Raw genomic sequence first — 19,759 nt, 5'->3', positions numbered from 1 at the left:
TCGTGGATCGAGGGTGGCACAGTCAGGGCTGCGCCGGATCCGGTGCGGCAAGGACGGGCTGATCCCTCATCTCGAGGGCGTGGCCTGCCTGGCGATAGTGCTTGTAGCGCTCGCGGGCTTGCTGCTTTTGCGTTTCGTCAGTGGGGACAAAATCTACCACTTGAGCGAAGTGTCCTGCAAACAAAGGTGTCTGTTTGGCCAGATTGATGAGGCGGGCATAGCGCCGCCGTGGCGGCTGATGGCCGATCTCCACCGGTGCCTGACCGCTCTCGCCCTGCAACTGGTGCGGCACGAAGCGCTCCGGCGGCAGCTGCCACAGCAGCTCGTCGAGGCGCAGGGCCTGCGCTTCGTCGTCGCACAGCAGGTAGAGGTGGCCCGCGCCCCACGACTCGGCCGCCAGCTGGCAGGCGAGACGTTCGACAGCTGAAGCCTGCGCGTCATCCTGCTCGCTCATCAGGTAAAAGGTCACTTGGCTCATCAGGTTGATCCCGTTTGCGGTGACGGACTATTGACCGCCGGTAAGGACGGGCAGGGGATATTCCTGCCAACCCTCAATGAAACAAGGAAGAGGCGGGCCTCTTCCTTGTGATTCAGGGTAACGCCATCCCGTTTGATGCACGCATCGAACGGGATAAAAGGGTTACTCCTTCTCTTCGATGACCACCCCTGACCGGTTCAGCAGGAACTGGGTCAGCAGGGGCACCGGACGCCCGGTGGAGCCTTTCTCCTTGCCACTCTTCCAGGCGGTCCCGGCGATATCCAGGTGGGCCCAGTTGTACTTCTTGGTGAAGCGTGACAGGAAGGCGGCGGCGGTGATGGTACCGGCCGGGCGGCCGCCGATGTTGGCCATGTCGGCAAACGGACTTTCCAGCTGTTCCTGATACTCGTCGAACAGCGGCAGACGCCAGGCGCGATCACCCGCCTGCTCGGAGGCGTTGAGCAGCTCGTGGGCCAGCGGGTTGTGGTTGGCCAAGAGACCCGTGGTGTGGTGACCCAGGGCGATGATGCAGGCACCGGTCAAGGTGGCCACGTCGATCACGGTTTCCGGATCAAAGCGATCCACGTAGGTCAGCGCATCGCACAGCACCAGGCGGCCTTCCGCATCGGTGTTCAGCACTTCGATGGTCTGGCCGGACATGGAGGTGAGGATGTCGCCCGGGCGATAGGCGTTGCCACCCGGCATGTTCTCGCAGCCCGCCAGCACGCCGATGACGTTGATGGGCAGCTGCAGCTGGGCCAGGGCGTGCATGGTACCGAGCACGGAGGCGGCGCCACCCATGTCGTACTTCATCTCGTCCATGCCCTCGGCCGGCTTGATGGAGATGCCGCCGGAGTCGAAGGTCAGTCCCTTGCCGACCAGCACGATGGGCTTGGCATCCGGATGACCCTTGTACTCGATGATGGCCATCATGGCTTCGTTGTCGGAGCCGCGCGCCACCGCCAGATAGGAGTTCATGCCGAGCTCGGCCATCTCCTGCTCGCCGATCACCTTGGTGGTGATGTTGTCGAAGGCATCGGCCAGACGACGGGCCTGGGAGGCGAGATAGGCCGGATTGCAGACATTGGGCGGCATGTTGGCCACGTCGCGACAGACGCGCACCCCTTTCGCCACGGCCAGGCCGTGGGCGATGGCTTTTTCACCAATGGTCAGTTCCCGACGCGTCGGCACGTTGAATACCAGCTTGCGCAGCGGACGGCGCGGCTCGGCCTTGTTGGTCTTGAACTGGTCGAAACTGTAGAGGCCCGCCTTGGTGGTTTCTACCGCCTGGCGCACCTTCCAATAGGTATCCCGTCCCTTGACGTGCAGCTCGGTCAGGAAGCAGACCGCTTCCATGGAGCCGGTTTCGTTGAGGGTGGTGATGGTCTTGTTGATGATCTGCTTGTACTGGCGTTCGTCGAGTTCCCGCTCCTTGCCGCAACCGACCAGCAGCACGCGCTCGCTGAGCACGCCCGGTACTTGATGCAGCAACAGCATCTGGCCTGGTTTCCCTTCCAGGTCGCCACGGCGCAGCAGCGAACTGATGTAGCCATCGCTGATCTTGTCCAGTTGTTCGGCAACCGGAGAGAGGCGACGCGGCTCGAATACGCCGACCACGACGCAGGCACTGCGTTGCTTCTCAGGACTGCCACTCTTTACACTGAACTCCATGGAATCTCCTACATCCTAAAGACAAAAGGCACCTTTTATTGAATAATGCGGTGCTTGTTGGGGTATCAGAGGCGGAGCGAACAGGCACTGGCTCCGCAGTTCAAACTGGTAAAAATCCAATATACGGCCCTATTTTTCAGGCATTCGACTAAAAACACAAGTTTACTTGGGAATGACTGTGATCGTTTTCCGATATTTGTTCAGGGAAACCCTGAAAACCCAGCTGGCGGTATTATTCGTGCTGCTGCTCATCTTCGTCAGCCAGCAATTCATCCAGATCATCGGCGATGCCGCCGATGGTGAGGTGCCGACGCGCCTGGTTTCCACCCTGCTGCTGCTCAACCTGCCCAACATGGCCCTGTTGATGCTGCCCATCAGCCTGTTTTTGGCCATCTTGTTCGCTCACGGGCGCCTCTACGCCGAAAGCGAGATGACGGTGATGCATGCGGTGGGCTTCAGCCACCGTTTCGTGATGCGCAGCGCCATGGTGCTGGCCTTGCTGACGGCGGCCGTCGCCGCCTTCAACACCGGTTGGGTGGCACCGCAGGCCAAGGAGCGCGAGTACCAGGTGATCGACGAGTTCAAGGCCGATCCGGGGATCTCCTTCCTGCAGGCTGGCCGCTTCATGGAGCTCGACAAGGGCCGGCTGGTGGCTTACATCCAGGATCTCAACGACAAGGGCTCCAAACTGCAGAAAATCTTCGTGTTGCAGCGCTCCCAGGACGGCAAGCCGCCGTCGGTGGTGGTGGCGACCGAAGGGGTGGTCACGGTCGACAGCAACGGTCTGCAGTGGCTGACCCTGAAGGATGGCTCCCGCTACGAGGGGCACTTCAATACCCGCCAGTTCCAGATCTCCGAATTCGACGAGTACAGCCTGGTGATCCGCCAGCAGGAGATGGAGCGCTCCAACCGCAAGGCGGCGGCCAAGCCGACCATGGAGCTGCTGGGTACGCAGGACAACCAGCTGATGGCCGAGCTGCAGTGGCGCCTGTCACTGCCGCTCTCCATTCTGGTGCTGACCTTCCTGGTGGTGCCACTGGCGCGGGTCAACCCCCGTCAGGGCCGCTATGCCAAGCTGTTGCCGGCTATCCTGCTCTACCTCTCCTACTTCCTGCTGCTCAGTGCCGCCCGCTCTGCCATCGACAGCGGCCGGCTGCCGCACTGGCCCGGCATGTTCCTGGTGCCGCTGGTCTATCTGCTGCTGATCGGGTTGCCGCTCAACCTGCAGGGCACCAGCTGGTGGAACGGGGTCAAGACCCTCTATTTCAAGAGAAAATCGGCATGATGTTGCCATCTGGGAGTCTCTACTGATGTTTGGCATTCTCGATAGACATGGCGACCGGGTCATTTTGATGTCGCCCCCGTTCCATACGTCTGTATTTGAGGAAAAAATCAGCATGATGCTGCAACAGGGGGGTCTCTGCTGATGTTTGGCATTCTCGATAGGTATATCGGCCGGGTTATTTTCATGTCGGTCCTGCTGTGCGAACTGACCCTGGTCGGGCTAGCGGCGCTCATCAAGTACGTGGAGCAGCTGAAGTCGGTGGGGGAAGGCAACTACGACATGCTCAGCGCCCTCTACTATGTGCTGCTCTCCATGCCGAAAGAGGCGGTGCTTTTCTTCCCGCTGGCGGCCCTGCTGGGCGGCCTCATCGGTCTGGGCCAGCTGGCGACCAGCTCCGAGCTGGTGGTGATGCAGGCGGCGGGCCGCTCCAAGATCAGCATAGTGATGGCGGCGCTCAAGACCGCCATCCCGCTGATGATCCTGGTGGGGCTGATGGGGGAGTACGTGGCCCCCATCGCCAAGCGGATGGCGGACGACATCAAGGCGGGCGCCCTGTCTGAGGGGCGGCTGACCGTGTCGGCTTACGGGGTGTGGGCCCGCGATGGCAACAACTTCGTCAATATCAACGGGGTGCGCAACGATGGCGCGCTGACCGGCATCACCCTTTACCGTTTCACTCCGGAGCGCAAGCTGATCGATATCCTGCAGGCGCAGGAAGGGGTGTTCGAGCAGCATCACTGGCTGCTCAAGCAGGTACAGGTGACCCGCTTCGATGACCCCAGGCAGATCATGAGCGAGACTCAGCCCCAGATGGAGTGGAGCTCAGAGCTCACGCCCAAACAGCTGGGTGTGGTGAGCATCGATCCTGAAAACCTGCCGGTGGCGGGACTGCTGGATTACATCGGCTATCTGGATGCCAACAAGCAGGATGCCGGGCGCTACAAGCTGGAGATGTGGCGCAAGCTGCTGTCACCGCTCTCGGTGGTGGCCATGATCCTGCTGGCCTCCTCCTTCATCTTCGGCCCGCTGCGCTCGGTCAGCATGGGGGCGCGGATGCTGATGGGGATCATGACCGGCTTCGCCGTCTACGTCAGCGATCGGGTGTTCGGCCCCATCAGCCTGGTGTATGCGGTACCGCCGATCCTGGCGGCCATCGCGCCGAGCCTGCTGTTCGGCGGTATCTCCTTCTATATCCTGAGCCGCAAGCAGTAGCGGCCTGAAGGGCGGTGAGGGCGGTGGCGCTGCTGACAAAAGGCGGCCATCGCTCCTGCTGCACTGCTGTTTGGCGGTATCTCCTTCTATATCCTGAGTCGCAAGCAATAAGCGTGTCGGCCAGCAAAAAGGGCACCCTCGGGGTGCCCTTTTTCGTTGCTGCCTTGGGATCAGCGATTGAGCTGTTCCAGGTTCTCCTGTTTGCCGAGCACCACCACTTCGCATTCGGACCAGATGTCCTGAAACGCGCGGGGTGACTTGTGGTTGAACAGGCAGAGCAGGTTGCCGAGGCCGAAGGCCGCCGTGGCCAGCCGGATCAGGGCCTGGGTGATGCGAATGTTGCTGCCGTCGGCATTCTGGATGCGCAGACGCCAGGCCCGCATGCCGATGGTCTGACCGGCGCGGGTCCAGAACCAGGTGTAGAAACCACAGATGATGAAGGCGAGCCAGGCGCTGTAGATGGGGCTGGTCAGCAGCCAGGCGGCGTCCTTGCCTTCGGGCACGGTCGCCATGCCGGTTGCCAGCAGCAAGTGTGCCACCCCCATCCCGATGAAGCCGGCGATGATCAGCAATGAGATGACCACCAGATAGTCATAGAGCAGGGCGCCGAGCCGGCGCAGCAGGCCGGCGGAGGGGTAGCGCGCAGTCGCGGGAGGGGTCGGTGTCGGTTGGACGGATTTACGCTTGGCCATCGTTTTTATTCCATTAATATGATGCGGGCATTCTATGTAACTGACCCAGCCTCGGCAAGGCGTTGAATAAATGAGCAAACAACTGTGAGAGCAAGAAAAACACCTTGCATGCCCAAGCGCCATTCGTATAATCCCTCGCAGTTGCCCGGGTGGCGAAATCGGTAGACGCAGCGGATTCAAAATCCGCCGTTGCAAAACGTGTCGGTTCGAGTCCGACCCCGGGCACCATATTACAGTTTCATGTCGTATCACGGCATATCAGAAACCCGCACAGCGTAAGGCTTTGCGGGTTTTTTGTTATTCCTTATCGTATCATATAGCCTCATAACATACCCCAGAAAGCGGGGGCCTTTATGGGGGCCCAAGTTATTCCCCTCAGAAATTAGGCCCCCAACTGTGGCCAACCGTTGTCCTGCAAGGCTTTCAGCCAGCTAGCTGAGGCCCCCACCACAGCGACTCAGGTCCCCAACATTGGATATGGAGGCTCCCAATGCCTTTAACCGAAATAGCGGCCAAGCAGGCCAAGTGGAGCGGCAAACCAAGCGGAGACAAATTGGCCGACGAGAAGGGCCTGTTCTTGCTGATCAACAAGTCAGGGAAGTATTGGCGGCTCAAGTATCGGTTTGCAGGTAAAGAGAAGAAGCTCTCCATCGGCGTTTACCCAGAAATCTCTTTGAAAGAAGCAAGGGCCCAGCGGGATGAGGCCCGCCGCATGATCGCCGAAGGGGTCGATCCTAGCCTTGTTCGCAAACAGAACAAGGCTGCCATCCGGCTTGCCAGCGAAAACAGCTTTGAGGCGCTGGCGCGGGAGTGGCACCAAAGCCAACTCGCCCTCTGGAGCTCTGGCCATGCCAGCCGGGTGATCGAGTCCTTGGAAGTTGATGCCTTCCCTGATTTGGGGTTGGTACCTGTCGCCGAACTGACGGCCCCCATGATGTTGGACGCCTTGCGTAAAGTTGAGAAACGAGGGGCAACTGAAACGGCTGGGCGAGTGCTGCAACGGATCAGCGCAATCATGCGTTACGCCATTCAGACTGGCCGAGCCAGATACAACCCTGCTCAAGACCTGAAAGGGGCGCTCAAGGCTGCCAAGAAGGAACACCGCCCGGCATTGCCCCGGGCCGAACTGCCTGAGTTTTACCGCCGGCTGGCGGCTGAGCCCCTGAACCCAGCGACCCGCCTTGCCTTCCACCTGCTGATGCTGACCATGACCCGCCCAGGCGAGGTTCGCTTTGCCCGTTGGGATGAGTTCAATATGGCACGAGCAGAGTGGCGGATCCCCGCAGAGCGGATGAAGATGCGATCAGAGCATATTGTCCCTCTCTCCCGACAGGCGCTGGCCGTGCTTGATGAACTTCATCAGATAACCGGACATTGCGATCTGTTGTTCCCGAGTGAGCGCAAGCTGACCGATCCCATAAGCGAGAACACCTTGAGCTATGCCATGGGGCGAATGGGTTACAAGGGGATTGCAACACCACACGGTTTCCGAGCGCTGGCCTCCACTACCTTAAATGAGGAAGGCTTTGATCCTGATGTGATAGAGCGTCAGCTCGCCCACGCCGAGCGAAATAAGGTTAGGGCCGCCTACCACAGGGCCGAATACCTGGACGATCGCCGCAAGCTGTTGCAGTGGCTGGCCGATTTCTACGAATCCCAACAGGGCTGCAACGTGCGCCCGGTGAATCTTACACAAGTGGGCTAACAACGTTGAAAGGTGGCACGATGACCAGACATAACAATCCAACCACTCAGAACAAGCGGAACATTCTGAACCAACTAGAATACTGCAGGTTAGATCGGGCCGCAGAATTGCTAGGTTGCGAAGTTTCAGATCTCATCCACTTCGGGGTTACTGAGCGAGTGGCAATATATCTTTTTTTAAAAGACAGTCCTACAGCATTGGTTTCTTTTCCAAAAATCACAAATGCTTTTCCTCAGCATAGAGAGTTATACGAGAAAGGGGATTTCATATTTGACCTTAATACATCCATGCATCCTTTTAGTTTTGGCGAAATAGAGTGGGATGACAATGGGGATATTGTTGACTTTCAATCTGAATGTGAGTTTAAAGCTGAGCTTTATGGGCTTTGGCAGTTGCCATCTTATGTTGTGGCTGACATTTATAATGACATGCTGCCGGATATAGAAGACATTTATATACGAGTTTCTGCTGTAACCAGTGATGGTGATTTTGCATCTGCTGTCTTGAAAGAATGGGGGTACCGCCCAACAGTCCATGACTGTTACCTTAAAAGCATCGATCTAATGCGGCTAGATGAATGTTTTTCCGATACTGGTAACAGTAAGTTATTACTAAGGATGAATAAGTCACCTAGTGAGCAAGAGGCACAAGCCAGACCCCCTAAAGAAAGTAAACCTAATGGTGTTGCAGAACGCCATGCAATAAATCGTGAGATTATTTTAGCAGCTGCAATCTATGCAAAGAAAACATGGCCTGACGAGTGCGGTGATACAGCGAAAGACTGGGCGACCACAATATTAGATCATGAGCATACACTTTTCAGTGAAACAAATGATGGTAAAGCCATATTGGCCGACCAGCAGATAGAGCGGATATTAGGTTCTGCCATGAATTATGGTCGTCCGTACAAAAGTAAGTGATTGTTACAATGCAATGTAAGTTGGATAACGTTTACATGCTGTTAGGTAGATTGATTGATGCTTGCCTGATGTAAGGTAAGCCTATTAATGCTTGCCTGATGTTAGCTAGGTTGATTGATGCTTACCTGATGTAAGGTAAGCCTATTAATGCCTACCTGATGTAAGGTATGGCTAACCTATCATCTATACGACCTCAACTTATGGTTGAATACTCTCAACACGTTAAAACCATATGGGAGTATTCAAGATATGCCGATAAACGAAGCCCAAGCAACTAACCAGCATGTGTTACCTATTGGAGGTTATATCCGAGCCAAAGCCTTAGCTCCTCTGCTGGGGATCTCCGTTGTTACCCTGTGGCGTTGGTCTGCTGCTGGCAAGATCCCTAAGCCAGTGAAGTTAGGTGAGCGAGTGACCGCATGGTGGGCGGAGGATGTGCGCAACTGGATGAATACTCGTAATAATGAGCAAGCAGCATAGGGATAGGGGCAACCTATGACTAAATAGTTGTCAGGCTAGTTATGGTTCTTCACATCGCGGTGAGAAGAGTAAACCTGAAAGTGTTAGCGAAAATGGTCTTTGAGTGTTCAATCAGACCGGCGACAAGAGCTCATTCTAACTGGAGTGCTGAAAGCAGGGCTATAAGTTTAAACTGTAAAGAAGCCATGGCATTAGAAAAGGAGACAGTTCATGGCAATGAAGAACTATCTAATCAACAATGATGTAGAAGGATGTGCGTTATCCAAAACAACCATATATCGACTAATGAAACATGAACTGCTCCCGAAGCCGATCAAGTTGACTGGAAGAAGAGCCGTTGGATGGCGAAGCTCAGGTATAGATCATTGGGCATCAACAGTTAGCTATGAAGCTGAGGCTAGATATGAATAGACTATCTATCCGCAGAGCTCTTTGTAATCTCATAGAATCGCCTGATGATGCAATCATTGAGACTGAGAAACGGAGTGCACTTCTTCTTAAAACTGGTAATGAAGAGCATCAACAAATAGCTTTGAAGTTATGGTCTTGCTTAGAAGAGGACGATCATGATTGTAACTCTCTGGCATGCAAGCAGTGTACTAGAACTAAGAGAATGAAAGTCATCGAGTCAGTATTACCTAAGGTTGTTGGCAATAACTATCGATTTGTCACTGTGATCCTTTATCGTGATGTATTGGCGAAGAGTGAGTTGCATACGCTAAAACCGCAGAAGTTGAAAGAACAACTCTATCGGGATCTCAAGAAAGTAGGAATCACAAGTCCAGTATATGGAGCATTGGAAGTAGACTTTAATGAAGGAGAGCAAGTATGGCTGCCACACTTTCATCTTCTTGTTGAAGCAGATGAGGACAAGATGAAGTCGTTGAAGGTAAAGCTTAAGCGCCGGCATAGTATTGATGTATGGAATGGTAAGACACCTAGACCCGTGAAAGAAGATCCCATACGAGATGCTATCAGGCAGGTAAGTTATGTATACAAGTTCATGTGGCAATCAAACCCACCCATAAGCGGGGATAAGCGAAGGGGAACGCTTGAAGTCTATTGTGCAGCATTAGCTTACCTTGATTCATTGCCAATAGAAACCTTGCAAGTTCAGTATGGTGTCAGAAGGGGAAAGTAAGGAATGGCCATCTGGTGTGGTGTCAGCATGTATATAAGAGGTATATGCCACTATCTAATGAGTATAAGTGATAACACTACAATGGGATGAGAGGTAATGGTGCTGGCAAAAGTAGTTCTTCATTTTACCTCTCTGGTTTGGTTAGCTGTAACCGTACTTATCGTTACTCGATGGGCGGCAGAGCTGCATTCTGGGTTCGAATCAGAAACTCGGCCTACAACATCTTTCGATGTTGGCAGTTCTGGCCGGCTCAGTGCTATCTGGAGACGTTACTACTACGCCTCATGAAGGAAAGGTTAAGTGATTTCGACCTATGGTGTTTAGCTGACTCAGCCTCCGAGTACCTAAGAATGACACCGACGTGCGCAGTAAAGCATCTCATTGACACAAGCTCATGGCCGGTCAAAGAAACATTCATTGTCTTGTTTGGAAATGACCGACATATACAGACGCCTTGCACATGGATGGCCGGGCAACGCAAAATGCAGTACATTTGCGTGACATCTTCACCGAGGCGCATCCATGTCACGTCTGAAAGACGAAACTCTTTCCATCCGAACCACCGCCGAGATTAAGCAACTATTGCGCTTGGCCGCTGAACGAGAACGCCGCTCTGTCGCATCAATGATCGAAATCCTGGTCTTGGAGTATGCCCGTGTGCATGATTTGAAACTGGATCGTCCGAGCGAGTCAGAAAAGATAGATGCCTGAGATGGCGAAAGAAGCAACGTGCGAATCCAGAGCAACAAGCTTCAGGTGTTCACTGGCCGGCGATTCTTCGATGCTGACGTCAGGACCAGATCAACGACCTAGGTGAGAACTTAGAATCCATCAAGAGCGGTTTCGTAGATTTCCTGCAGCTGGGCGAGAAGAACTTCCCGTTGGTGTGAGAGTGCTTGATGAAAGCCCGTTCGCGGATGGGCACAGGCTCTGATGCGGAGCAGTTGATTGGAAGAATGATAGCGCTAAACAGGAGAAGTGTATGAGTCAGAGTTGGCCGTATCTCGGCGCACGCTGGTGGAAGTTTGACTTCCATACGCACACCCCGGCATCCAAGGATACTGCTGCTTGGCAAGCCGCCATAAATACGCCCGATGAGCTGACGCCTCAGAAGTGGCTGCTCAAGTACATGGCCGCCGAAATCGACTGTGTAGCGATAACCGACCACAACAGCGGAGAGTGGGTCGACTTACTCAAAGCTGCCTATGCTGACATGAAGCTTCAAGCCGATTCTGGTAATCCTCCAGAGGGGTTTCGTGAGCTATACCTGTTTCCCGGGGTGGAGATTTCGGTGCAGGGGGGCTTCCATCTGCTGGCCATTTTTGACTCTGCCGCCACCAGTCAAAGCATCAGCAATCTGCTGGCCAAGGTGGATTATGCCGATACACGCGGCGATAGCGATGGGGTCACTCGTGAAGGTGCAGCCAAGGTTGTTGAGCGAGTCCTAGCTGAGGGCGGTATTGCCATTGCGGCCCATGTCGATAGCGAGAAGGGGTTGTTGCAGGTCGAGCAGGGCACGCGCAAATGCCTTCGGGACCCAACCACAGTTAAGCAGGTCTTGCAGGTGCCCGGTATCTTGGCCTTGGAGTGGGTTTCCTCAAATAGTACGAAACCTATGATTTTGGATGAGTTGAAACTCAGCTTTGCTAGCGTGGTCGGCAGTGATTGCCACAGTTTTCAGGGGGGGGCTGTTCCTGGCTCCCGTTACACTTGGATCAAGATGGCCAAGCCCAGCTTGGAAGGCCTACGCCTAGCGTTGCTGGATGGACAGGAAGTTTCTGTCCGGCGTAGTGACGAAAGTCCCGGTTTTGCGCCTTTTAACACGCCTGAACATTTCATCGAATCCATTGAAATCCAAAATGCGCGTTACATGGGGCGCGGCAAGGCAGTTGCTTGCTTGCCGCTTAATCCTTACTTTAACGCGTTGATTGGCGGTCGCGGTACCGGTAAATCGACAATTGTGCATGCCCTGCGCCTAGCGTATCGACGGGAAAAAGAGCTATCGCCCACATCGGAAGCTGGGCAGACCTTTAATAGGTTCAATAAGATTGCCAAGTCCAGGACTGATGATGGCGGCCTGCTCCCAGATTCGGCAATACGCATCAGAGTTCACCGCGACGGCGCGGTGTATCGTTTGCTTTGGCAGCAGAATGGCCAGGGACATGTGGTGGAGGAATGGGATCCCGCCATCTTAGATTTCAAACTCTCAGACAGCCAGGCGATTACCGAGCAACGCTTTCCCGTGCGGCTGTTTAGCCAGGGGCAGATCGCCGCCTTGGCAGGTGATAGTCAGCAGGCCTTACTGAAGGTGATCGACGATGCCGCAGGTACGCGGGAGCAGCAAGAGGTTTTCGAAGAAGCTAAGCGGGCTTTCCTTGCATCGCGGTCACAGATGCGCGAGCTGGAGGGCAAACTGCTCGGGCGTGAACCACTGACTTTGTCCTTGCAGGACATACAACGCAAACTGGCCCGTTTCGAAGGTGCTGATCATGCGTTGGTGCTGAAAAACTACCAACGTACCAGCCGGCAAAGCCGAGAGCTGGAACGCCAGTTTGAAACCACAGTTGAATTGGCGACTAGATTGCAAGGCGTTGCGGCGGATTTGCTGGCTGAAGACCTACCCGACGGGCTGTTTGATGCCGGTGAAGACAGTGTGGCACTGCAGCTTGTTCAGTCGCTTAAAGCGGCTATCGACAAGGCCAGGGAGGAAGTAGGAAGTGCTGCCACTGCGCTGCAAGAGCGTGGGCATGCCATTAGAGGTGAACTTGTGGCATCTCACTGGTTTGCTCGAATCGGCGAGGCTAAGGCCGCTTACGATCAGTTAAAGGCCGACTTGCAGCAGCAGGGGGTTAGCGATCCAAGTGAATACGGACGGCTGGTGCAGGAAAAGCAGCGGCTTGAAACAGAGTTGAAGCGTTTGGACGCCTTGCAGAAGCAGAATACTGCACTGCGAGATAAAGCATTGCTTCAACTGGAGCAAGTGCAGTCTGCTCGGCGAGCAGTCAGTGCTCAGCGCACTGCGTTTCTGCAAGCAACGCTCCATGATAACCCCTTTGTGCGTATCGAGTTGATTCCCTACAGCCGGGATGTGCAGGGCATCGAGCGGTCATTGCGGGAGCTCTTGGGGGTGGCGGAGGGCAGGTATGCTGATGATTTGTATCTCGAAGCGCAGGGCGATTCACAATCCAAAGGCTTGTTAGCAGATTTGATGTTGTCGGTCGAGCTAGGAGAAAAACCAGGAGAATGGGACACGCCCCTTTTCGAAGCAACCCTTCAGGCCCAGAAGCGGCGCTTAGTCAAAGCTTGCCGAGGCGACGGTGAGTTCGGTGCCTGGTTTAACAAATTCTTGAAGGCTGAGAGCGACAAGAGGCCCGAATATACTGATCACATTCTGTGTTGGTTTCCGGAGGATGGCCTGCAGGTCGAATACAGCCGCAAGGGGGATGGCAGGGGCTTCCAGTCAATTGGCCAGGCTTCGGCAGGACAACGTGCGGCGGCCATGCTGGCTTTCCTCCTAGCGCATGGTAATGAACCACTGGTGCTTGACCAACCCGAAGACGACTTGGACAACCACCTGATCTACGGCCTGGTGGTTCAGCAGATTCGCTCGAACAAGCTTCGTCGTCAACTTGTCATCGTCACCCACAATCCGAATATTGTCGTAAATGGCGATGCCGAGCTGATTCACGTGTTGGACTTCAATCACCAGTGCCATGTGAAGCAGACAGGTTCGCTACAGGATCAAACCATGCGCCGAGAGGTATGTCAGGTGATGGAAGGTGGTGAAGAGGCATTTGAGCGGCGCTACCAGCGCTTGGGAAGAGAGGCTTGACATGTTCGATAACATCGCAGACTTGATCGAGAAAATTCGTCTGGGTGAAGACTCTTTCTTGGAGTTGAAAGAAGTGCGTTTTGCCGGTCATCGAGTATCGGCACCGCACAAGGATTCTCTGGCTGATGAACTGTCCGCCTTAGCTAACAGCCGTGGCGGTGTATGCATTTTGGGTGTGGATGACACACGGGAGGTCTTGGGCATCCCTCTGGATCGCTTAGATTTGGTGGAAGATTTCGTCCGACAACTTTGCCTAGACAGCATTAACCCTCCACTTGCACCGGTGATCGAACGCCTGACCCTGCCGAGCACTACTGGCGAGCAGTTGCCGGTATTGAAAGTCGATGTGAGTAGCAGCCTGTTCGTGCACAGGAGCCCAGGAGGTTATCTACATCGTGTGGGCAGTGCAAAACGCGAGATGATGCCTGATTATCTGGCTAGATTATTTCAGCAACGCAGCCAAGCGCGCATCATTCGCTTTGACGAGCAGCCGGTACCTGGAGCAACTTTCGACGATCTATCAGAAGCGCTGTGGCAACGTTTTGCCAGCCCAAGAGTTCAAGACTCACGTGAGGTGTTACTGGACAAGCTCGCGATGGCTCGCCCAGATGCCGATGGCTCGATTCGCCCAACAATTGCGGGAGTATTGCTTGCAAGCCAAGACCCACGCCGCTGGTTGCCTAATGCTTTTATTCAGGCGGTAGCTTATCGGGGGATTACAGTACTGCCACAAGGTGATGTGGCCTATCAGCTCGACGCTCAGGACATCACCGGTCCCCTCGATGCCCAGGTGCTGGATGCATGTCACTTCGTTCGAAAGAACATGCAAGTATATGCCATGAAAGATGAAGGGCGGCATGACTTGCCGTCATACGACATGACGGCCGTATTTGAGGCGTTGGTAAATGCTGTTGCCCACCGCGACTACTCCATTCATGGAGCAAAAATCCGCCTACGTATGTTCGCAGATCGGTTAGAATTATACTCACCTGGGGCCATTCCAAATACAATGACTGTTGAGAGCCTTCCATACCGCCAAGCTGCACGCAATGAAGCCATCACCAGCTTGTTAGCCAAATGCCAACTGCCCGAAACAGACAGCGCTATAACCGGCCGGAGCGCAATGATGGATAAGCGTGGTGAAGGAGTTCAGATCATTCTGGATCAGAGCGAACGTTTGTCCGGCAACCGCCCTGTGTACAGCATGGTGGATGACTCAGAACTGTTGTTGGTCATTCCGGCAGCCACGCCACCCAAAGCGGATGAATGATAACTAGATTAAGGAAGAACCATGGCCAGTGCCAACTTTGAATAACTGGAACTCATGAGTGGGCGCTGTACTGAGATGAAGCGCCCGTATACCTGGAGCTTCGTGCTCGCTAAGTTGATCAACTTAGCGAGCACGAAGTGGAGTGGTGAATCTGCGGGATGAGTCACGCCATTCCCACTTGATGGTAATCACGCCAGTCGATGAAGTGTGGAGTATCAGTTATTGGCGCATGGCATAGTGAAAGCTGCAGACCTGCTCACAAAGGCTTATGGGCGCAGGTCGAGGGCGCAGCCGAACAGTAAATTCTCTCCAGATGTTAGCTGGGGGAACGCATCGCCACCGAGCAGCAGATAAAGTCACGATAAAGGGGAATGTGGTGCCAGCGGGTGATCCATAACGTGTCTGCCCCAAGGTGCTCATCATGGGGGCCTTTTTGGGGGCCCAAAGCAGAGTGATAAATAGATATTTCCTATAAAATCAATCTGTTGAACTCTTGGTTCGATAGAGACCCCGGCACCATCAAATTCCAAGACAAAAGGCCATCAGCAATGATGGCCTTTTGTTTTTCCACTTTTCCCCTTTCTCATCGCTCTTCCGTTTTCTGGCTGATATCGACAGGCTGGCTACTCGTCTATGTCCGCATGGCGTCCTTCTGCGCTATTTCGGTGCGGCAGTATGTGTGTGCACAGCGGAAGTGCGCACATGCTCAAGTTAGCGCGTCCCGTGCGCCAATCTGGTGCGTCACTTCGCTGTGGTAAGCATAACTTAATGATTTAAAACTATTTATTAAGTTGGCCTGCTTTGTGCTTTGAAGCACTTATGTCGCCATGATGCCGCTCATCCGAGGAATGATGGGCGGGGCGGTCACCAGTGTGTAGCGAATGTGGATGTACGTGAATCGTCGGTTTCGATGTTCATATTAGGAAATGGACCCGGCCGGGAGCCGGGACGACAGGGAAGGAGATGGCTGTATGCTCAAGAGACTCGTGATGACTGGCCTGTTGGCGCTTGCCGCCTTGCTGGCCGCCCCCAGTTGGGCTGAAGAGGTGGTGGCCGCCTCGGCCGAGGTCGTGCAGGCTGCGGCCCCGGCAGTAGTGACCATCAACAAGGGGGACAATACCTGGATGCTGCTGTCGGCAGCCCTGGTGATCCTGATGTCCATTCCGGGCCTGGCCCTGTTTTATGGCGGCCTGGTGCGCAGCAAGAACATGCTGAGCGTGTTGATGCAGGTGTTCACTCTGTTCTCGCTGATCTGCGTGCTGTGGATCCTCTACGGCTATTCACTGGCCTTTACCGAGGGCAACAGCGTTTATGGCTCCTTCAGCAAGGCGCTGCTCAAGGGAGTCACCCCTGATTCCATCGCTGCCACCTTCAGCAAGGGGGTCGGGATCAGCGAGTTCATCTATGTGGTGTTCCAGGGCGCCTTTGCCGCCATCACCTGCGGTCTGATCGTGGGGGCCTTCGCCGAGCGCATCAAGTTTGCCGCCGTGCTGCTGTTCTCGGTGATCTGGTTCACCTTCGCCTATATCCCGCTGGCCCACATGGTGTGGTACTGGGCGGGTCCGGATGCCTATACCACGGCTGATGCCGCGGCAGCGGCCACCGCGACCGCCGGTTATCTGTTCCAGCACGGTGCGCTGGACTTTGCGGGCGGCACAGTGGTGCACATCAACGCGGCGGTGGCCGGTCTGGTCGGTGCCTATCTGGTGGGCAAACGCCTGGGCTATGGCCGTGATCCCATGACTCCGCACAGCCTCACCATGACCATGATCGGGGCTTCCCTGCTCTGGTTCGGCTGGTTCGGTTTCAACGCCGGCTCCGCGCTGGAAGCCAACGGCACGGCGGCACTGGCCTTCATCAATACCTGGGTGGCTCCGGCGGCGGCAGCCCTCTCCTGGACCCTGGCCGAGTGGGTGATGAAGGGTCGTCCCTCCCTGCTGGGGGCGGCTTCCGGCGCCGTCTCCGGGCTGGTGGTGATCACTCCGGCGGCCGGCTTCGTCGGAGTGGGCGGCGGTCTGGTGATGGGCCTCATCAGCGGTGTTGCAGGGCTGTGGGGGGTCCACGGTCTCAAGCGGCTGCTGGGCGCCGATGACAGTCTGGACGTGTTCGGCGTGCACGGGGTGTGCGGCATCCTGGGGGCGCTGCTGACCGGCGTCTTCGCCAGCCCGGATCTGGGCGGTACCGGGGTGTGGGACTATGTCACCAACCAGGTGGCGGAGGGCTACTCCATCCTGGCGCAGGTCAAAATTCAGGCCATCGGGGTCGGGGTGACCATCCTCTGGTCCGGCATCATCTCGGTGGTGGCCTACAAGCTGGTGGATCTGCTGATTGGCCTGAGAGTGAAAGAAGACGCGGAGCGGGAGGGGCTGGATGTCACCACCCACGGCGAGAAGGCCTACAGCCTGTAATCCGCCATCTGTTAGTCAGCAATATTGCCGCCGGCCATGCCGGCGGCTTTTTTATGTGGGGCTGTCAGGGTTGGGGGCCGGTTTGATGGCTGGGCCGTTGGGGTGATAGCCAGTCCGTGGTCACCATGCCCTCTTATAAGGACGACCCCAAAATTGCGCCGGGGGACTCCGGCTTTTTCGGCAGATAACGCCAGGTGGGGCAATGTCCTCGGTCTTGTTGCTGTTTTATGCCTGCAATTTGGCCGGATCTCCGCTAAACTCTGCCACCTTTTCTTGATGGGGCTGGCCGGGCCGGTTCCATCACCCCTCTTTATATGTACTTTTGGAGCCGCTCATGCCGTTAGTGGGACATCAACACCAGATCGAGATCCTGGAACTGACCGACAAAGGAGATGGCAAAGGACGCCTGTTCGACCGCCCCCTGTTTGTCGAAGGTTTGCTGCCCGGTGAGCAGGCGCTGGTGGAGCTGACCGAGGTCAAGCCCAACTATCTGCACGGCAAGGTGACCGAGCTGCTCCAGCCCTCCGCCGATCGGGTCGCCGACTTCTGCCCCAACACCGAATGCGGTGGCTGTCAGGTGCGCCCGCTGGCCTACCCAGCCCAGCTCAAGCTCAAACAGGAGTTGGTGGAGAGTGCACTGGAACAGGCCGGGCTGGGTGATACCACCGTCAGGACAATCCTTGGCATGGACAGCCCGTTTGCCTATCGCAACAAGGCGCAATATGCGGTGCGCGGTTGCGACGCCGGTGCCGAGATCGGTTTCTATCGCAAACACTCTCACGATCTCATCACCGCCGACGATTGTGCGGTGCAGGACTCGCTGCACGTGGAGCTGAACGCCCGGGTACGCAACTGGATGCGCGAGCACAATATCGCCGCCTATGACGAGGTGAACCACACCGGCTGCGTGCGCAACCTGATGACCCGCAAGGGCTTCAAGAGCGGCGAGCTGATGGTGGTGCTGGTGACCCTGGGCGAGGAGCTGCCGTTTGAAGCCGAGCTGCTGGCCGCCCTGAGTGATCTGCCGGTTACCACCCTGGTGCAGAACATCAACGAGGAACGCACCAACCGCATCCTGGGGGCCACCAACCGGGTGCTGCTGGGTGAAGGGGTGATCCGCGACAAGATCCACGAGCTCGAGTTCGAGATCTCGCCGCTCTCCTTCTTCCAGAACAACCCGAGCCAGACCGATGTGCTCTACTCCAGCGCCCTCGAGTATGCCGAACTGACCGGCAACGAGACGGTGTTCGACATCTATTGTGGTATCGGCACCATCTCCCTGTTCCTGGCTGGCAAGGCTGCCAAGGTGGTGGGGATCGAGTCGGTGGAGAGCGCCATCAGCGACGCCCGTCGCAACGCGGCCCTCAACGGCATCGAGCACACCGAATTCCACGTGGGTAAAGCCGAACAGCTGATGCCCGAGCTGCACGCGCAGGGGGTGAGCGCCGACGTGGTGGTGATGGATCCGCCGCGCAAGGGCTGTGACAAGGCCGTGCTGCAGACCCTGGTCGCCATGGCGCCGCGCCGGTTGGTCTATGTCTCCTGCAACCCGCAGACCCTGGCCCGCGATCTCGCCTGGCTGGTCAAGCAGGGCTTCGTGCTGGACGAGGTGCAGCCGGTCGACATGTTCCCGCACTCCATGCACGTGGAAGCGGTTGCTCGCTTGAGTTTGCCGGCCAAGGCCTGATCGCCGGTGGACATGCTCCCTCGTGTCAGGCGTCTGAGCCTGCCCACCCAGGCGTGAATTGAATTAGCCAGATGGCTCTGATAAAAACGACTCCAAATGGAGTCGTTTTTTTATACCTGTCATTCCGGTATCGAGTCGTGACATTAGCGGATTCGGAGCAGATAGATAGAAACGGCAAGGGTGTGACAGAGACGAGGAACAGACCATGAAAGGCATCTTGTTACGCTGGCTGGCTCGCTACGATGGCTGGTGCGAGGAGTGGGGACTCACGCCGGAGAACCGGCGCTGCTGCGTGCCGGTGCGCAGCGAGCAGGATGACGCGCCGCAGACGGAGCAGCAGGGCGAGTCGGAATCGCTCACTGGAAATTGCGGGTCACGGCACCAGTGACGCTGTTGTAGTCGAAGGAGAGGCCATCCGGATAGGCCGGGAAGCGGCCGATGGAGTCGCGCAGGGTATAGCGGCAGTTGTCGTGGCGCAGATTGCCTTCTAGTTGGTCATCGGCCGTCATGAGTCGCGAAACATAGTCGCTGGTCGAGGCTGCATCTCGCTCGTCAGCTACCGTCTGGTCGGTATTGAGCAGACCATCGAACAGACTGTCGCAGTCGTCCGGGCTGCTGACGGAGATCTGGTCGCTCTCACCACCAGGGAAGGGGGTGTCTGGCGCTTGGCCCCCCTGATCCTCCTTGGTGCCCACCGGCCAGCCGCGGCTGTTGATATCGAGATCCTGTTTTCCCATGCCGCTGAAGTTGTAGAGCGCTAGCGGCTCTCCCTTTACCTTGACCGCCCAGCCGGCATGGGCCAGCTGCACCGCGCTGGCGAAACTGGTGGCGGTGGTGGCGACCGTACTCTTGAGAGCGTCATCCTTGAGATTGATGAAACGGGGCAGGGCGGTGACGGCCAAGATCCCCAGCACTATGATGACCAGCACCAGTTCTATCAGGGTAAAGCCGTGGCTTGTGCGTTTCATCATGATATGG

Annotated in this window: 17 protein-coding genes and 1 tRNA gene; 14 read left to right on the top strand and 4 right to left on the bottom strand. The window is 56.1% G+C overall.

The genetic code is table 11. The annotated features are described in order from the left end of the window. Nucleotides 1-22 precede the first annotated feature (22 nt). Both OKC29_RS14755 and pepA read right to left on the bottom strand, forming a co-directional pair. The gene (locus tag OKC29_RS14755; RefSeq protein WP_073351781.1) at nucleotides 23-478 is read right to left on the bottom strand and encodes a DNA polymerase III subunit chi; all 456 of its coding nucleotides are present in this window, start codon (nucleotides 476-478) and stop codon (nucleotides 23-25) included. A 162-nt stretch (nucleotides 479-640) separates the two neighbouring features. Beyond that, nucleotides 641-2,149: a leucyl aminopeptidase gene (pepA, locus tag OKC29_RS14750; RefSeq protein WP_011707422.1), complete on the bottom strand. Its 1,509-nt coding sequence runs from the start codon at nucleotides 2,147-2,149 to the stop codon at nucleotides 641-643. A 172-nt stretch (nucleotides 2,150-2,321) separates the two neighbouring features. On the opposite strand from pepA, the gene lptF reads away from it, so the two are divergent. Next, nucleotides 2,322-3,434, top strand: a complete 1,113-nt coding sequence (gene lptF, locus OKC29_RS14745; RefSeq protein ID WP_005305138.1) for an LPS export ABC transporter permease LptF — start codon at nucleotides 2,322-2,324, stop codon at nucleotides 3,432-3,434. A gap of 141 nt (nucleotides 3,435-3,575) precedes the next feature. Then, entirely contained in the window at nucleotides 3,576-4,646 is a 1,071-nt protein-coding gene (gene lptG / locus OKC29_RS14740; protein WP_011707420.1) for an LPS export ABC transporter permease LptG, read from the top strand. A gap of 170 nt (nucleotides 4,647-4,816) precedes the next feature. On the opposite strand, the gene OKC29_RS14735 is transcribed toward lptG, so the two are convergent. After that, nucleotides 4,817-5,338, bottom strand: a complete 522-nt coding sequence (locus OKC29_RS14735; RefSeq protein ID WP_016352039.1) for an RDD family protein — start codon at nucleotides 5,336-5,338, stop codon at nucleotides 4,817-4,819. Between the two features lie 143 nt (nucleotides 5,339-5,481). On the opposite strand from OKC29_RS14735, the gene OKC29_RS14730 reads away from it, so the two are divergent. The 12 genes from OKC29_RS14730 (at nucleotide 5,482) to OKC29_RS14680 (ending at nucleotide 19,169) form a co-directional block, all read left to right on the top strand. Then, a tRNA-Leu gene (locus tag OKC29_RS14730) sits at nucleotides 5,482-5,566 on the top strand. A gap of 262 nt (nucleotides 5,567-5,828) precedes the next feature. Further along, nucleotides 5,829-7,043 (top strand): tyrosine-type recombinase/integrase, encoded by a 1,215-nt coding sequence (locus OKC29_RS14725; RefSeq protein ID WP_073351777.1) that lies wholly within the window; start codon nucleotides 5,829-5,831, stop codon nucleotides 7,041-7,043. Between the two features lie 20 nt (nucleotides 7,044-7,063). Beyond that, nucleotides 7,064-7,963 carry a hypothetical protein gene (locus OKC29_RS14720; protein WP_123785050.1) on the top strand — a complete coding sequence of 300 codons (900 nt, stop codon included), beginning with the start codon at nucleotides 7,064-7,066 and terminating at the stop codon, nucleotides 7,961-7,963. Between the two features lie 249 nt (nucleotides 7,964-8,212). Then, a complete protein-coding gene (locus OKC29_RS14715) occupies nucleotides 8,213-8,443 on the top strand; it encodes a helix-turn-helix transcriptional regulator (RefSeq protein ID WP_073351772.1) in 231 nt (76 codons plus the stop codon). A gap of 210 nt (nucleotides 8,444-8,653) precedes the next feature. Continuing rightward, entirely contained in the window at nucleotides 8,654-8,854 is a 201-nt protein-coding gene (locus OKC29_RS23070; protein WP_073351771.1) for a helix-turn-helix transcriptional regulator, read from the top strand. Nucleotides 8,855-9,056: 202 nt separating this feature from the next. Then, nucleotides 9,057-9,584: a hypothetical protein gene (locus OKC29_RS14710; protein ID WP_123785049.1), complete on the top strand. Its 528-nt coding sequence runs from the start codon at nucleotides 9,057-9,059 to the stop codon at nucleotides 9,582-9,584. 522 nt (nucleotides 9,585-10,106) lie between these two features. After that, nucleotides 10,107-10,295 carry a hypothetical protein gene (locus OKC29_RS14705; protein ID WP_073351766.1) on the top strand — a complete coding sequence of 63 codons (189 nt, stop codon included), beginning with the start codon at nucleotides 10,107-10,109 and terminating at the stop codon, nucleotides 10,293-10,295. A 271-nt stretch (nucleotides 10,296-10,566) separates the two neighbouring features. Beyond that, entirely contained in the window at nucleotides 10,567-13,416 is a 2,850-nt protein-coding gene (locus tag OKC29_RS14700) for a TrlF family AAA-like ATPase (protein WP_073351764.1), read from the top strand. Nucleotide 13,417: 1 nt separating this feature from the next. Next, nucleotides 13,418-14,686: an ATP-binding protein gene (locus OKC29_RS14695; RefSeq protein ID WP_073351762.1), complete on the top strand. Its 1,269-nt coding sequence runs from the start codon at nucleotides 13,418-13,420 to the stop codon at nucleotides 14,684-14,686. Nucleotides 14,687-15,657: 971 nt separating this feature from the next. After that, nucleotides 15,658-17,094 carry an ammonium transporter gene (gene amt / locus OKC29_RS14690; RefSeq protein ID WP_016351995.1) on the top strand — a complete coding sequence of 479 codons (1,437 nt, stop codon included), beginning with the start codon at nucleotides 15,658-15,660 and terminating at the stop codon, nucleotides 17,092-17,094. A gap of 334 nt (nucleotides 17,095-17,428) precedes the next feature. Next, a complete protein-coding gene (gene rlmD, locus OKC29_RS14685; RefSeq protein WP_073351760.1) occupies nucleotides 17,429-18,781 on the top strand; it encodes a 23S rRNA (uracil(1939)-C(5))-methyltransferase RlmD in 1,353 nt (450 codons plus the stop codon). A gap of 205 nt (nucleotides 18,782-18,986) precedes the next feature. Then, nucleotides 18,987-19,169: a DUF5363 family protein gene (locus OKC29_RS14680; protein WP_073351758.1), complete on the top strand. Its 183-nt coding sequence runs from the start codon at nucleotides 18,987-18,989 to the stop codon at nucleotides 19,167-19,169. On the opposite strand, the gene tppF is transcribed toward OKC29_RS14680, so the two are convergent. Then, a complete protein-coding gene (gene tppF / locus OKC29_RS14675) occupies nucleotides 19,138-19,752 on the bottom strand; it encodes a type IVa pilus pseudopilin TppF (RefSeq protein ID WP_270669321.1) in 615 nt (204 codons plus the stop codon). The two genes, OKC29_RS14680 and tppF, sit on opposite strands and share 32 nt — an antisense overlap. Nucleotides 19,753-19,759 lie beyond the last annotated feature (7 nt).

The sequence above is a fragment of the Aeromonas sp. QDB34 genome, assembly GCF_027705405.1.
GTDB classification, from domain to species: domain Bacteria; phylum Pseudomonadota; class Gammaproteobacteria; order Enterobacterales; family Aeromonadaceae; genus Aeromonas; species Aeromonas hydrophila.
This window is presented reverse-complemented; position numbering and strand designations above follow the sequence as displayed.